Origin of the sequence: Rhodococcus sp. LW-XY12 (assembly GCF_019317345.1) — a bacterium.
GTDB classification, from domain to species: domain Bacteria; phylum Actinomycetota; class Actinomycetes; order Mycobacteriales; family Mycobacteriaceae; genus Rhodococcus; species Rhodococcus pyridinivorans.
The window spans coordinates 1,414,813-1,428,428 of record NZ_CP079225.1; the positions used below are offsets into that span (position 1 = coordinate 1,414,813).

Annotated in this window: 12 protein-coding genes; 9 read left to right on the top strand and 3 right to left on the bottom strand. The window is 69.2% G+C overall.

Annotation, left to right across the window (positions count from 1 at the left end):
* The first annotated feature begins 55 nt into the window (after positions 1 to 55).
* Genes KXC42_RS06685 through KXC42_RS06695 form a run of 3 tightly spaced genes read left to right on the top strand, consistent with a single transcriptional unit; the run spans position 56 to position 3,628 of the window.
* Positions 56 to 628 carry a TetR/AcrR family transcriptional regulator gene (locus KXC42_RS06685; protein ID WP_257606047.1) on the top strand — a complete coding sequence of 191 codons (573 nt, stop codon included), beginning with the start codon at positions 56 to 58 and terminating at the stop codon, positions 626 to 628.
* The gene (locus tag KXC42_RS06690; RefSeq protein WP_039586267.1) at positions 625 to 1,707 is read left to right on the top strand and encodes an SDR family oxidoreductase; all 1,083 of its coding nucleotides are present in this window, start codon (positions 625 to 627) and stop codon (positions 1,705 to 1,707) included. The genes KXC42_RS06685 and KXC42_RS06690 overlap by 4 nt, the downstream gene beginning before the upstream one ends.
* Positions 1,708 to 1,747: 40 nt before the next feature.
* Positions 1,748 to 3,628: a DEAD/DEAH box helicase gene (locus KXC42_RS06695; protein ID WP_071934587.1), complete on the top strand. Its 1,881-nt coding sequence runs from the start codon at positions 1,748 to 1,750 to the stop codon at positions 3,626 to 3,628.
* Positions 3,629 to 3,688: 60 nt separating this feature from the next.
* Here the strand turns inward: KXC42_RS06695 and KXC42_RS06700 are convergent, their stop codons facing one another.
* Together KXC42_RS06700 and KXC42_RS06705 are read right to left on the bottom strand one after the other, a co-directional pair.
* Complete coding sequence (locus tag KXC42_RS06700) at positions 3,689 to 5,590, bottom strand: ABC transporter ATP-binding protein (protein WP_219130058.1); 1,902 nt, start codon at positions 5,588 to 5,590, stop codon at positions 3,689 to 3,691.
* Between the two features lie 89 nt (positions 5,591 to 5,679).
* Positions 5,680 to 6,270: a hypothetical protein gene (locus KXC42_RS06705; RefSeq protein WP_219130059.1), complete on the bottom strand. Its 591-nt coding sequence runs from the start codon at positions 6,268 to 6,270 to the stop codon at positions 5,680 to 5,682.
* 125 nt (positions 6,271 to 6,395) lie between these two features.
* On the opposite strand from KXC42_RS06705, the gene KXC42_RS06710 reads away from it, so the two are divergent.
* From KXC42_RS06710 to KXC42_RS06720, 3 genes are read left to right on the top strand one after another with little or no spacing between them, the layout of a single operon-like run.
* Positions 6,396 to 7,133, top strand: a complete 738-nt coding sequence (locus KXC42_RS06710) for an ABC transporter ATP-binding protein (RefSeq protein WP_019288102.1) — start codon at positions 6,396 to 6,398, stop codon at positions 7,131 to 7,133.
* Positions 7,130 to 7,885 carry an ABC transporter permease gene (locus tag KXC42_RS06715; protein WP_219130060.1) on the top strand — a complete coding sequence of 252 codons (756 nt, stop codon included), beginning with the start codon at positions 7,130 to 7,132 and terminating at the stop codon, positions 7,883 to 7,885. Before KXC42_RS06710 ends, KXC42_RS06715 begins: the two co-directional genes overlap by 4 nt.
* Positions 7,882 to 8,493 carry a TetR family transcriptional regulator gene (locus tag KXC42_RS06720; RefSeq protein WP_019288104.1) on the top strand — a complete coding sequence of 204 codons (612 nt, stop codon included), beginning with the start codon at positions 7,882 to 7,884 and terminating at the stop codon, positions 8,491 to 8,493. Before KXC42_RS06715 ends, KXC42_RS06720 begins: the two co-directional genes overlap by 4 nt.
* A gap of 100 nt (positions 8,494 to 8,593) precedes the next feature.
* Here the strand turns inward: KXC42_RS06720 and KXC42_RS06725 are convergent, their stop codons facing one another.
* Positions 8,594 to 9,364 carry a deoxyribonuclease IV gene (locus tag KXC42_RS06725; RefSeq protein WP_200359722.1) on the bottom strand — a complete coding sequence of 257 codons (771 nt, stop codon included), beginning with the start codon at positions 9,362 to 9,364 and terminating at the stop codon, positions 8,594 to 8,596.
* Positions 9,365 to 9,442: 78 nt separating this feature from the next.
* On the opposite strand from KXC42_RS06725, the gene KXC42_RS06730 reads away from it, so the two are divergent.
* The 3 genes from KXC42_RS06730 to KXC42_RS06740 all read left to right on the top strand — a co-directional run bounded on the left by KXC42_RS06730 (position 9,443) and on the right by KXC42_RS06740 (position 13,609).
* Complete coding sequence (locus tag KXC42_RS06730) at positions 9,443 to 10,219, top strand: SDR family NAD(P)-dependent oxidoreductase (protein ID WP_006553929.1); 777 nt, start codon at positions 9,443 to 9,445, stop codon at positions 10,217 to 10,219.
* Between the two features lie 91 nt (positions 10,220 to 10,310).
* The gene (locus tag KXC42_RS06735) at positions 10,311 to 11,072 is read left to right on the top strand and encodes an ABC transporter ATP-binding protein (RefSeq protein ID WP_006553930.1); all 762 of its coding nucleotides are present in this window, start codon (positions 10,311 to 10,313) and stop codon (positions 11,070 to 11,072) included.
* Positions 11,073 to 11,083: 11 nt separating this feature from the next.
* Positions 11,084 to 13,609 (top strand): ABC transporter permease, encoded by a 2,526-nt coding sequence (locus KXC42_RS06740; protein ID WP_219130061.1) that lies wholly within the window; start codon positions 11,084 to 11,086, stop codon positions 13,607 to 13,609.
* Positions 13,610 to 13,616: the final 7 nt, after the last annotated feature.

Sequence of the window (13,616 nt, forward strand, 5' to 3'; positions counted from 1 at the left end):
CCCGTCGGCGGTGTGGCCCCTACCTAAAATATGTAGACCGGTCTATTATTTTGGCGTGACCACCAAGGGAGCGCGAACCAGGACGCGCATGATCGACACCGCGCTCGAACTCATCCAGACCCGCGGCTACCACGGCACCGGGCTCGCACACATCACCGCCGGCGCCGCGGCACCGCGCGGCTCGCTCTACTTCCATTTCCCCGGCGGCAAGGACGAGCTCGTCGTCGCCGCCCTCGACCGGGTCGGCGCGGAGTTCACCGGCCTGCTCGAGTCGCTGATCGCCGACGGCCGGGGCGCCGGCGCCGTCGTCTCGGCCGTGTTCGACGACCTCGCTGCCCGGCTCGAACGCTCCGATTTCGCGGCCGGCTGCGCGGTCGCGTCCGTCGCCGTCGACGCCGCCGCCGAGAACCCCACGCTGCAGGAGAGCTGCGCCCGGGTGTACGAGTCGTGGCGGGTCGTCCTCGAGCAGCTCCTCGTCCGGGACGGCGTGCCGAACCCGGCAGCGCTCGCGGGTGCGATCGTCGGTCTCGTCGAAGGCGCGACCGTCGTTGCGCGGGCGCGACGCGACACCGCCCCGCTGCACGAGGCGAAGGCCGTCGTGCTCGACCTGATCGGAGCCTCACGATGAACGGGGCAGCGACGAACGGGGCAACCGTGGTGTTCGGCGCGACGGGCTTCATCGGCCGCGGGCTGCTGCGCGAACTGCTCACCGGACCGGACGACGGCCGGATCGTCGCGGTCGTGCGCTCGGCGGAATCCGGGGCCCGGCTCCGGGAGCGGCTCGCGGGCGACGGCGTGCCGATCGACCGGCTCTCGGTTCACCTCTTCGATCCCGACGCCGCGGAGATCTCCCTCGAACCGGCGGTGCCGGAGGTGCGCGACGTCCACAACCTCGCGGCCGCGTTCGCCTTCGGCATGACACCGCAGGCGGCGCGCGCGGTGAATGTCGTTCTGGCCGAGAAGATCACCCGCTTCGCCGCCGCGTCCGGGGCGCGCCGGCTGATCCACGTCAGCGGGTATCGCGTCGGTGCGCATCCGACGATGCCGGTGCCGTGGCCGCCGCGTCACCGGCGCCGGATCTACGGCAGGCTCGGCGCCTACGAAGCGTCCAAGATCGAAGCCGACGCGGTGGTGCGCGCGCTCGCGGCCGCGCTGAACGTCCCGCTCACCGTCGTCAATCCCGGCACCGTGATCGGCGACTCCCGGACGGGGGAGGCCGACCAGTACCTGGGCCTGGCGGAACTCGTGCTGCAACTGTCCCGCGGGCAGCTGCGGGCGGTGCCCGGCTCCCGGGGCACCGTGGTGCCCGTCGTCACCGTCGACCACCTCGCACGGTTCCTGGCGCTCGTGCCGCGGGACCCGCAGGCCGCGGGGCAGGCGTACTGGGTTCTCGACGACGCGACGCCGGCGCTGCCCGAACTCGTCGCCCTGGTCGCGGGGGAGCTGGGTGTGCCCGCGCCGCGTCGTCTCGTTCCCGTCGTCGCGCTGCGGATCCTGCCGGCGTGGCTCACCGGGGCGCAGAAGGAAACGCTGAGCTTCGTCAGTACCGACACGTACCCGACGGCGTCGGCCACTGCGTTCGCGCGCAGGCACGGGCTCGAATATCCACCGGTGCGGCCCGCGCTGCGACGCTGGGCGAAACACCTCGCCGCGACGGCTCCGGACCGGCGACTCGAGGGTGCCGGAGGGAGGTCGGGGCGCCGATGATTCGAGGTCAGCGACGCTCATCCGATAAACTGCAGGTCAAATGAGTGATACTGTGCAAGACCCCGACGCCGAAAACGCCACCCCCACGTTCGCCGATCTCGACATCGATGCCCGTGTGCTGCAAGCGCTTTCGGATGTGGGCTACGAGTCCCCGTCGCCGATCCAGGCGGCGACCATCCCGCCGCTGCTGGAGGGACGGGACGTCGTCGGTCTCGCTCAGACCGGCACCGGCAAGACCGCCGCGTTCGCGGTGCCGATCCTGTCCCGCATCGACACCTCGAAGAAGCGTCCGCAGGCGCTGATCCTTGCGCCCACGCGCGAGCTCGCGCTGCAGGTCGCAGAGGCTTTCGGCAAGTATTCGGCGCACATCCCCGGGTTGCACGTGCTGCCCATCTACGGTGGCCAGGCGTACGGGGTGCAGCTGTCGGGGCTGCGTCGCGGCGCCCAGGTCATCGTCGGCACCCCCGGACGTGTGATCGATCACCTTTCCAAGGGCACCCTCGACATCTCGGAGCTCGAATTCCTCGTGCTCGACGAGGCCGACGAGATGCTCACCATGGGCTTCCAGGAGGACGTCGAGCGGATCCTCGCCGACACCCCGGACACCAAGCAGGTGGCGCTGTTCTCCGCGACGATGCCCGGCGCGATCCGCCGGCTGTCGAAGCAGTACCTCAACGACCCCGAAGAGATCACGGTCAAGTCGAAGACCACGACCTCCTCGAACATCTCCCAGCGCTGGGTGCTGGTGTCGCACCAGCGCAAGCTCGACGCCCTGACCCGCATCCTCGAGGTCGAGTCGTTCGAGGCGATGATCATCTTCGTCCGGACCAAGCAGGCCACCGAAGACCTCGCCGAGCGGTTGCGTGCCCGCGGCTTCTCGGCCGCCGCGATCAACGGCGACATCGTGCAGGCCCAGCGTGAGCGCACCATCGGCCAGCTCAAGAGCGGCGCCCTCGACATCCTCGTCGCGACGGACGTCGCCGCGCGTGGTCTCGACGTCGAGCGCATCAGCCACGTCGTGAACTACGACATCCCGCACGACACCGAGTCGTACGTCCACCGCATCGGCCGCACAGGCCGCGCCGGCCGCACCGGCGACGCGCTGCTGTTCGTCGCTCCGCGCGAGCGTCACCTGCTCAAGGCGATCGAGCGGGCCACCCGCCAGCCGCTCGCCGAGATGCAGCTGCCCACCGTCGAGGACGTCAACGCCCAGCGCGTATCGAAGTTCAACGACTCGATCACCGAGGCGCTCGCCTCCGATCACCTGCAGCTGTTCCGCACCTTCATCGAGGACTACGAGCGTGAGCACGACGTGCCGCTCGCCGACATCGCGGCCGCGCTGGCGGTGCTGTCTCGCGACGGCGAGTCGTTCCTCATGGAGGCCGAACCCGAGCCGGTCGCACCGCCGCGCCGCGAGCGCGAACCGCGCGAGCGTCCGCCGCGTCGCTTCGACGACGGGCCGAAGGTCGGTCGCGACGGCCAGGAGATGACCACCTACCGCATCGCCGTAGGCAAGCGTCACCGCGTGCAGCCCGGTGCGATCGTCGGTGCCATCGCCAACGAGGGCGGACTGCGCCGCGGCGATTTCGGGCACATCAGCATCCGTGCCGATCACAGCCTCGTCGAGCTGCCGAAGGATCTGTCGCCGCAGACCCTCGACGCGCTGCGCTCCACCCGAATCTCGGGCGTGCTCATCCAGCTGCAGCCCGACTCCGGCGCACCGTCCGGACGTCCCAGCTCGTATCGCGGACGCGACGACCGTCGCGGCGACGATCGACGCGGGGGAGACCGTCGCGATCACGGCAAGCGCGATCGTGGCGGCAAGCGCGAGTACGGCGACAGCCGTGGCGGACGCTCCGGCGACTTCACGCACCGCAGCGACCGCAACGATCGTGGTGGTCGCGGCGGATACCGCGACTGAGACCGCCGGCCGATCCACTCGGCCGGGACGTCGGCGGTGGCACCGTCGACGTCCCGGCGCTCATGCGTCGAGTATGGGGGCTCCCACCGATACCTTCGGTCCCGAATCGGCGAACTGCGTGCGGTACAGCTGCGCGTAGCGGCCGCCCGCCGCTAGGAGATCGTCGTGGTTGCCGCGTTCGACGATGCGCCCGGCCTCGACGACCAGGATCTCGTCGGCGGCGCGGATGGTCGACAGGCGGTGCGCGATGACCACCGACGTGCGACCCTCGAGCGCCTCGGTCAACGCCTCCTGCACAGCGGCCTCCGAGGTCGAATCGAGATGGGCGGTGGCCTCGTCCAGGATCACCACCCGCGGATGGGCGAGCAGCAGTCGCGCGATCGTCAGCCGCTGACGCTCACCACCCGAGAGCCGGTAGCCGCGTTCGCCGACGACCGTGTCGAGTCCGTTCGGCAACGACGCGATCAGGGGCTCGAGGCGTGCGCGACGTAGGGCGTCCCACAGTTCGTCCTCGCCGGCTTCGGGGCGGGCGAGCAGCAGGTTGTTGCGGACCGTGTCGTGGAACAGGTGACCGTCCTGGGTGACCAGCCCGACCGTCGCGCGGATCGAGTCGGCGGTCAGTTCGCGGACGTCCGCTCCGCCGAGCAGCACGGCGCCGGAATCGACATCGTACAATCGCGGGATCAGTTGTGCGATGGTCGATTTGCCCGCGCCGGACGATCCGACCAGTGCGACCATCCGGCCCGGTTCCACGCGGAACGACACGTCGCGCAGCACCTCTTCGCCGCCCCGCGAATCGAGCACCGCGACCTCCTCGAGGGAGGCGAGCGAGACCTTGTCGGCGGACGGATACGCGAAGGTGACATCCCGGAGTTCCACCGAGACCGGACCGTCGGGCACCGGCCGGGCGTCGGGCGACTGCTCCATCAGCGGCTTCAGATCGAGGATCTCGAAGACCCGCTCGAAGCTCACCATCGCACTCATGACGTCCATGCGGGCACTGGCCAGCGCCGTCAGCGGCGAGTACAGGCGCGTGAGGAGCATCGCCATCGCGACCACCGAACCGGGATCGAGCTGGTCGCGCAGGGCATAGAAACCGCCGAGGCCGTAGACGAGCGCGAGCGCGAGTGCGGACACGAGTGTCAGAGCGGTGACGAACACGCTCTGCAGCATCGCGGTGCGCACGCCGATGTCGCGGACCCGCGTCGCCCGGACGGCGAACTCCCTCGACTCCTGTGCCGGACGGCCGAACAGCTTGACCAGGGTGGCGCCTGGAGCCGAGAACCGTTCGGTCATCTGCGTGTTCATCACCGAGTTGTGGTTGGCGGCCTCCCGGCTGAGCTGCGCGAGCCGGGCGCCCATGTGCCGGGCGGGAATCACGAAGATCGGGAGCAGCAGCAGTGCGAGAAGGGTGATCTGCCAGGATATCCCGATCATCACCACCAGGGTGATCGCGAGGGTGACGATGTTGCCGACCACGCCGGACAGGGTGTCGCTGAAGGCACGCTGCGCACCGATGACGTCGTTGTTCAGGCGCGAGACGAGCGCGCCCGTACGGGTTCTCGTGAAGAAGGCGACCGGCATGCGCTGCACGTGGTCGAAGACCGTGGTGCGCAGATCGAGGATGAGATCCTCGCCGATGCTCGCCGACAACCAGCGGTTCGCGATCCCGAGGCCGGCCTCGATCAGTGCGATCGCGGCGATGATCACCGCGAGCAGCACCACGACCGAGACCGCAGCGCCGTCGACGATCGCGTCGATCACCCGGCCCGCGAGTACCGGTGTCGCGACGCCGAGCGCCGCGATGGTCACGCTCAGGACGAGATAGAAGGTGATGTTACGGCGGTGCGGCCGGGCGAACTCGGCGATCCGCCGTAGGCTCGCTCGGGAGAACGGCCTGCGGTCGCTCTCGGCGTGCATCGCGTTGTACATCGCGTTCCACGCGGTGACTTCCATGCTCATGGTGTCGGCCTCCTCGGGTCGCAGCCGAGGCTAGGACCTCGAGTGCGCTCGAGGTCAAGCCTAGGCTCGCACCACGACAGGACGAGACGTCAGCGGGCCACGTCGATCACCACGCGGGTCGGTCCGGTGAGGGAGTACACCGAGAACGGCGTGCCGTGCGCGGCGACGCCGATGAACGACTGGGTGACACCTTCGAAGACGCCGGACCCGCTGACCTCCACCACGGATCCGCCGGCATCGGCGAGCACGGGATCCGGGCCGGCGTACTGCTCGACACCGCTGTCGAACGGATAGGCCGAGCCGTCGATGAGCACCTGCAGCACGGCGTTGCCGGCGACGGGGACCTCGTTGCCGCTGCCCTGCTGGAGCGGCTCGTCGACGTAGCCGACCCGCCACCCCGGTGTGCCCTCGCCGCCGAGTTCGTAGACCACGCGGTCGAAGCCCTCGTGACGTCCGGTGCGGATGTCGACGACCGTGAGTTTTGCGCCCTCTCCGGCCGGGGAGACCTTCTCGCGCGCGTCGCGCGGGACCTCGTCGGAGGTGGTGGTCTCGGGAGCCGAGGACGTCGGCGTGTCGACCGAGACGGCGGGGGAGGGTGCGGGCTCGTCGGCACCGGCGGAGCATCCCGCCAGGACCAGTGCTGTTGCGGTGACGGCCAGGGCGAGACGCGTGTGCTTCATGGGACTCATGGTACGTCGGAGCTCCCGTCGGCCACTGGCGACGCTCGCGGGGGTTGACCGGATCGAGACGTGAGGCGCACAATTCATCCAAGGATGATTTCAACACTCGATGAATTGAGTGGATCATGGCCATCGACCACATCTCCGACGCTGTCGACATCCGCGATCTGCACGTTCGGCGTGGCACCCATCGAGCTCTCGAGGACGTGAGCGTGCGCGTCCCGCGCGGGGCGATCACCGGACTGCTCGGCCCCTCGGGCTGCGGGAAGACCACCCTGATGCGCACGATCGTCGGCACCCAGATCGTCGAATCCGGCACGGTCACGGTGCTGGGCCTGCGCGCGGGCAGCGCCGAACTGCGCCGCCGCATCGGTTACGTCACCCAGTCGCCGAGCGTCTACCCCGACCTGACCGTCACCGAGAACGTCTCCTATTTCGCCTCCCTCTACGGGCGGAAGGGCGCCGCGGTCGCCGACACCCTCGCGGCGGTCGGGCTCACCGACCACGCCGGCAACCGGACGGCGGCCCTCTCCGGCGGTCAAATGGGCCGGGTGTCGCTCGCGTGTGCGCTGGTGGGCGATCCCGAACTGCTCGTGCTCGACGAACCCACCGTCGGACTCGATCCACTGCTGCGCGCCGAGCTGTGGGAGCACTTCCGCGCACTCGCCGACCGCGGCACCACCCTGCTCGTGTCGAGCCACGTCATGGACGAGGCCGGCCACTGCGACGAGCTCGTCCTCCTGCGCGAAGGCCGACTGGTGGCCCAGCTGACCCCGGTCGAACTGCGCGAACAGACGGGGGAGACGGGCCTCGAGAACGCTTTTCTCCGACTCATCCGGAACCGGACGGGAGCACGACCGTGAGCGCCGTCATCTATGCCACCACGACCACCCGCATCCTGCGTCAACTGCGGGCCGACCATCGCACCGTCGCGATGATCGTGCTCGTCCCGAGCCTGCTGATGACGCTGCTGTACTTCATGTACCAGAACGCCCCCACCGGTCCGGGCGGAGTCTCGCTGTTCGACCGGATCGCCGTCACGATGCTCGGGATCCTCCCGTTCGTCGTGATGTTCCTGGTCACCTCCATCGCGATGCAACGCGAGCGCAGTTCGGGCACCCTCGAACGGCTACTCACGACACCGCTGACGAAACTCGACCTGCTCGCCGGTTACGGCAGCGCTTTCTCGCTCGCGGCGGCCGTCCAGGCCGGTCTCGCATGCGTGGTGGCCTTCTGGCTGCTGGACGTCACCAGCGCCGGATCGGTGCTGTGGGTGCTGGTCGTCGCGGTTCTCGTCGCCGTCCTCGGGGTCTCCCTGGGGCTGTTGTGCAGCGCCTTCGCCCGCACCGAGTTCCAGGCCGTGCAGTTCATGCCGGTGATCGTCATTCCGCAGTTCCTGCTGTGCGGGTTGCTCGTCGCCCGGGACGATCTGCCCGACTGGCTGCGCTGGATCAGCAACGCACTGCCGTTGAGCTACGCGGTGGAGGCGCTGCAGGAGATCACCGTGAATCCGGGGATCACCGCCGTCATGGTGCGGGATCTGATCGTCGTCGCGGCGTTCGCCGCCGCGGCCCTCACACTCGGTGCGGCGACGCTGCGCCGTCGCACCCCGTGACGAGCGAGGCCGGGACGCGGCGCCCCGGCCGCCGTCCCGGGAACTCGGGCGCGCGCGGCGACATCCTCGCGAGCGCCCGGGAACTGTTTGCCGCCAACGGTTTCGACAAGACGACGGTGCGTGCGGTAGCGGCCCGTGCAGGGGTGGACCCGGCGCTCGTGCACCACTACTTCGGCACCAAGCTGCAGCTGTTCACCGCGTCCATCGCGCTGCCGGTCGATCCGCGCGACGTCCTCGCCCCCGTCTACGCGGCCGAACCCGAGGATCTCGGCCGTGCCCTCACGACCGCCCTTCTCGGTGTGTGGGACTCCCCGCACCGCGACGCGGCCGTGGCGATGTTCCGTGCGCAGATCGCCGGGGGCGACAGCGGTCTGATCCGCTCGTTCCTGCTGGAAGTCGCGCTCGCACCGCTGTTCGAGCGTATCGACCGTCCGGTCGGCACCGGCCGGCTGCGGGCCGAACTGGTGGCCACCCAGATGACCGGGATCATGCTGGTGCGCTACATCATCGGACTCGAACCGCTCGCGTCGATGTCGTCGGAGCAGCTCGTCGAGATCGTCGCCCCCACTGTGCAGCGCTATCTGACCGGCGACCTGCCCGGCATGTGACCGCAGCTTCGGGGGTGTGCGCTTCGGTCGGAGACAGAGGCGCGCCGTCGACACGGTGCATCGGTCCGCGCACGACGCAAACGTAGAACGGAGTGTGTCGTCAGGTCGAGTGCTCCCGCAGGAAGGCGATGTCCTCGGCGAGTCCCTCCGCCGGGGTCTCGAGCACGATCGGTGCGTCGGCCTGCACCGCGATCTCCGCGAGCAACTGCGGATCGATCTGCCCGTCGGCAAGATTGGCGTGCCGGTCGCGGGCCGAATCGAACTCGTCACGCGAATTGTTCAGGTGCACCAGATCGATCCGGCCGGTGACCGCACGCACCCGTTCGACGACACCGACGAGATCCTCACCGCCCGCCCAGGCGTGGCAGGTGTCGAGGCAGAAGCCGGGACCGTAGTCGCCGATGGCGTCCCACAGACGTCCGATCGCGTCGATGTAGCGGGCCATCGCGAAGTCGCCGCCCGCCGTGTTCTCGACGAGGATCGGCACCCCGAACCCGCCCTTGTCCTCCTGCCGTTCGAACAGCTTGCGCCAGTTCTCCACCCCGGCGGCGACATCCTCACCCGCGCGCACGTGCCCGCCGTGGACCACCAGCCCGAGCGCACCGATACGCGCGCCCGCCTCGGCGTGGTCGGCGACGGCCTTCCGCGACGGCATCCGCACCCTGTTGTTCAGGCTCGCTACGTTGATGACGTACGGCGAGTGCACCACCACGTCGACGTCCGATGCGAGGATCTCCTCGGTGCGCGGATGCTCACCGGGCTTCGTCCATTTCTGCGGGTCCGACAGGAACACCTGCACCAGATCGGCACCGAGATGTTCGCCCTGACCGATGGGATCGTCGTCCTGCCGGACGTGCGCACCTATCCGCATGTGCCACAGGTTAGGGCAGTGTCCCGCCGACCGGGACCGCAATACCCGGACGTGCCCGGAATCTGCTCGACTCCTCGCATGGGCACACTCGAAGGCGGCAAACTCGACGGCAGGGTCGCGCTGATCACCGGCGCAGGTCAGGGGGTCGGTCAGGGGGTTGCGTTCGCGCTGGCCCGCCAAGGTGTGGCCATCGCGGTCGCCGGCCGGACCGAGTCGAAGCTGATCGACACCGCCGAGCAGATCCGCGCCTTCGGTGGCACCGCCGAGCCGGTCGTGTGCGACATCGCCGATCCGGATGCGATCGCCGCCGCGGTGGACCGCACGGTCAGAGCCTTCGGAGGTGTCGACATCCTCGTCAACAACGCGAGCTTCAATCCGCTCGGGCCGCTGCTCGACCTGAAGCCGGCCGTGCTGGAGAAGGCGTACCGCTCGGGTCCGCTCGCCGCGCTGCACGCCATGCAACTCGTCCACCCGATCATGAAGGAACGCGGTGGCGGGTCGATCGTCAACATGGTCACCTCCGCCGCGGTGCGCTGGGACGCGAGTGGTTACGGCGGCTACGCCTCGACCAAGGAGGCACTGCGGTCGCTGACCCGCACCGCGGCATCCGAATGGGGAGTCGACGGCATCCGAGTCAATGCCATCGCCCCGCACGCCCTTTCGCCGGGCCTGAAATGGTGGACGGAGAAGAACCCGGAGGAGGCCGCCGAGTTCGTGCAAACCATCCCGCTCCGCCGCATCGGCGACCCCGAAGAGGACATCGGGCGCGCCGTGGCGTGGATTGTGAGCGACGACGCACGCTATCTCACCGGCGCGACGATCCCGCTGGACGGGGGTCAGGCACGCTGGGCCTGAGCCACCGCCCCGGCATACACCCGTATCCCCGAATCGAAGATCGGGGTCATCCCCGATGGTGCGGTGGTCCCGGCACCGGGAAGATGGGTGCATGCCACTGCACTCGGCCCCAGCAGCCCGCGCCCAGGACCTGAAGAAGATCTACGGAACCGGAGAAACCGCGGTACACGCCCTCGACGGTGTGACCGCGGATTTCGCCGCCGGTGAGTTCACCGCGATCATGGGTCCCTCCGGATCGGGCAAGTCGACCCTCATGCACTGCCTCGCAGGTCTCGACAGCGCGACCTCCGGAGCGGTCTTCATCGGCGACACCGATCTGACGACCCTGTCCGACAAGGGGATGACCCAGCTGCGGCGCGACCGCATCGGCTTCGTCTTCCAGGCGTTCAACCTCGTCCCCACCCTCACCGCGCTCGAGAACATCACCCTGCCGGTGGATATCGCGGGCCGCAAGATCGATCAGGAATGGCTCGACACCGTCGTCACCCGTCTCGGTCTCACCGACCGTCTCGGACACCGCCCCGGCGAATTGTCCGGTGGCCAGCAGCAGCGTGTCGCGTGCGCGCGTGCCCTCGCGGGCCGGCCGGAGATCATCTTCGGCGACGAGCCGACCGGCAACCTCGACTCCCGCTCGTCCGGTGAGGTGCTGTCCATCCTGCGGGCGGCCGTCGACGAGTTCGACCAGACCGTCGTGATCGTCACCCACGACCCGCGTGCCGCCGGCTACGCCGACCGCGTGGTGTTCCTCGCCGACGGACGCATCGTCGACGAGATGCGCGAACCGACGGCCGAACGAGTGCTCGACCGGATGAAACAGTTCGATCCCGCCTCCGCGGCTCCCGTGGCGGAATAGGAGACACCGCGATGAGTGGGAATCCCATCCGCAGGGTTGCCCTGCGCAACCTCGCCGCACACAAGGTGCGGCTCGCCCTGACCGTGCTCTCCGTGGTGCTCGGCACGGCCTTCATCACCGGTTCGTTCGTCTTCACCGACACACTGCAGCGCACCTTCGACGGCATCTTCGGCGACGTCGCCCAGGGCGTCGACGTCCGCGTCAGCACCGAGCAGTACGGCACCAGCGGTGTCCCGATCGAGGCCGTCGACCAGGTCGTCGCCCTCCCCGGCGTCGAGCGCACGTCCCCGTCGATCGGTGGCAGCATCATCGTCCTCGACTCCGAGGGCGCCGCGATCCAGACCGGAGGCGCACCCGCCGAGGGTTACGCCTACATCCCGCCCGACCGTCTCGTCGGCGAACCGGAGACCTTCGTGGCCGGTGGACCACCCGCGGAGAGCGGGCAGATCGCGCTCAACGAGAGCGCGGCCGAACGAGGTGATCTCTCGATCGGCGACAGCACGACCGTGCTCACCATCTCGCAGGGCATGGTGCCGGTGACCGTCAGCGGCATCTACGAACTCGAGACCGACACCGGCGGCTACATCGGTGCGTTGTTCACCGAGGAACAGGCCTCCCAGCTGTTCACCGACGGCCGGCACATCGGCTTCCTCGACGTCGCAGGCGACGGTTCGCTCTCGCCCGAGCAGCTGCGCGACGAGATTGCGGCAGCGCTGCCCGAGCTGAAGGTGCAGACCGGAGCCGAGGTCACCGAGGAGACCAAGTCGCAGGTCGCCGAGGCCCTGAACTTCCTCAACTACTTCCTGCTCGCGTTCGGCGCGATCGCACTGCTCGTCGGCACGTTCATCATCTACAACACCTTCTCGATGATCGTCGCCCAGCGACTACGCGAACTCGCCCTGCTCCGCGCGATCGGCGCGAGCCGCAAGCAGGTCGGCCGGTCGGTCACCCTCGAGGCCTTCGTCGTCGGTCTGATCGGCAGCATCATCGGTATCGCCGCGGGCGTCGCGCTCGCCTACGGTCTGCGCGCGGCACTGAACGCCGCGGATCTCGGACTGCCGTCGGGCCCGCTGCAGTTGTCCCCGCGCACCGTGATCGTCGCGCTGCTCGTCGGCGTGGTCGTGACGATGGTCAGCGCCTACGCCCCGGCGCGGCGCGCGACCCACGTTCCGCCCGTCGCCGCGATGCGCGAGGAATCCACAGCGACCGTCGAGTCGCTGCGCATCCGCACGATCATCGGTGTGCTCTGCGCGATCGTCGGTGCGGCACTCGTCGTGGTGGGCGCACAGCAGGTCGGTGGCGGCGCGGCCGCGACCGTCGGTATCGGCGCCTTCCTGCTGATCCTGTCGGTGCTGTTCGCGGCGCCGGCGTTGTCCCGGCCCGTCGTGAACGCGCTCGGTGCGGTCTTCGCTCGGCCGTTCGGGGCGATCGGCCGGCTCGCGCGCACCAATGCGACCCGCAATCCGCGTCGCACCGCCGCGACCGCGTTCGCCCTCACCCTGGGGCTGATGCTCGTCTCCGTCATCGGGGTGTTCGGGTCGTCGGCGAAGGCCAGTGTCGACGCGCTCGTCGACAACGGGGTCGAGGCGGACTTCATGCTCACCGGGCCGCAGATGTTCGGTGTCCCGGCCCCCGCCGCCGAGGCGGTCCGCGGAGTGGACGGCATCGAGGAGGTCGTGCCCGCCTACGGCGTGCAGGCCAAGATCGACGAGGACTTCGAGTTCGGCACCGGAGCGGGCGGGCCCCTCCAGGACGTTCTCGACCTGGACATGGTCGCGGGAGCCTTCGAGGTGACCGGGAACGAGATTCTCGTCTCGCAGGCCTCGGCGGACGACCACGGCTGGGAAGTGGGCTCCACCGTTCCGCTCACCAGTCGCGACGGCGACACCGTCGACACCACGGTCGCCGGCATCTTCGCCGACAACCAGCTGATCGGTCCGTGGGTCGTCTCGCAGGAGCTGTTCGAGCAGTTCACGCCGCCGAACAACCGGTCGGCGCTCGTCGTCCTCATGAACACCGTCGACGGTGCCGATCCGGAGACCGTGCGCGCGTCGATCGAGGAGGCCGTCAAGGACTACGTGATCGTGCAGGTCCTCGACCGTGAGCAGTTCAAGGGTCAGCAGGCGCAGCAGATCGACATGCTCCTCGCGATCCTCTACGGCCTGCTCGCCCTCGCCGTAGTCATCGCCATCCTCGGCATCGTCAACACCCTCGCGCTGTCGGTGGTGGAACGGCGGCGGGAAATCGGCATGCTCCGCGCCGTCGGTATGCAACGCGCCCAGGTGCGTCGCACGATCTACCTGGAGTCGCTGCTCATCGCGGTCTTCGGCGCGGTCGTGGGTGTCGTGCTCGGTCTCGCGTTCGGCTGGGCGTTCGTACGCACCCTCGCCGATCAGGGACTCGACATCATCTCGGTGCCGTGGTCGCAGGTCGTCGGCATGCTCGTCGCGTCCGGCATCATCGGTGTCCTCGCGGCGCTGTGGCCCGGGCAGCGGGCGGCGAAGACGCCGCCGCTCGAAGCGATCAGCGACATGTAGGCAGAAA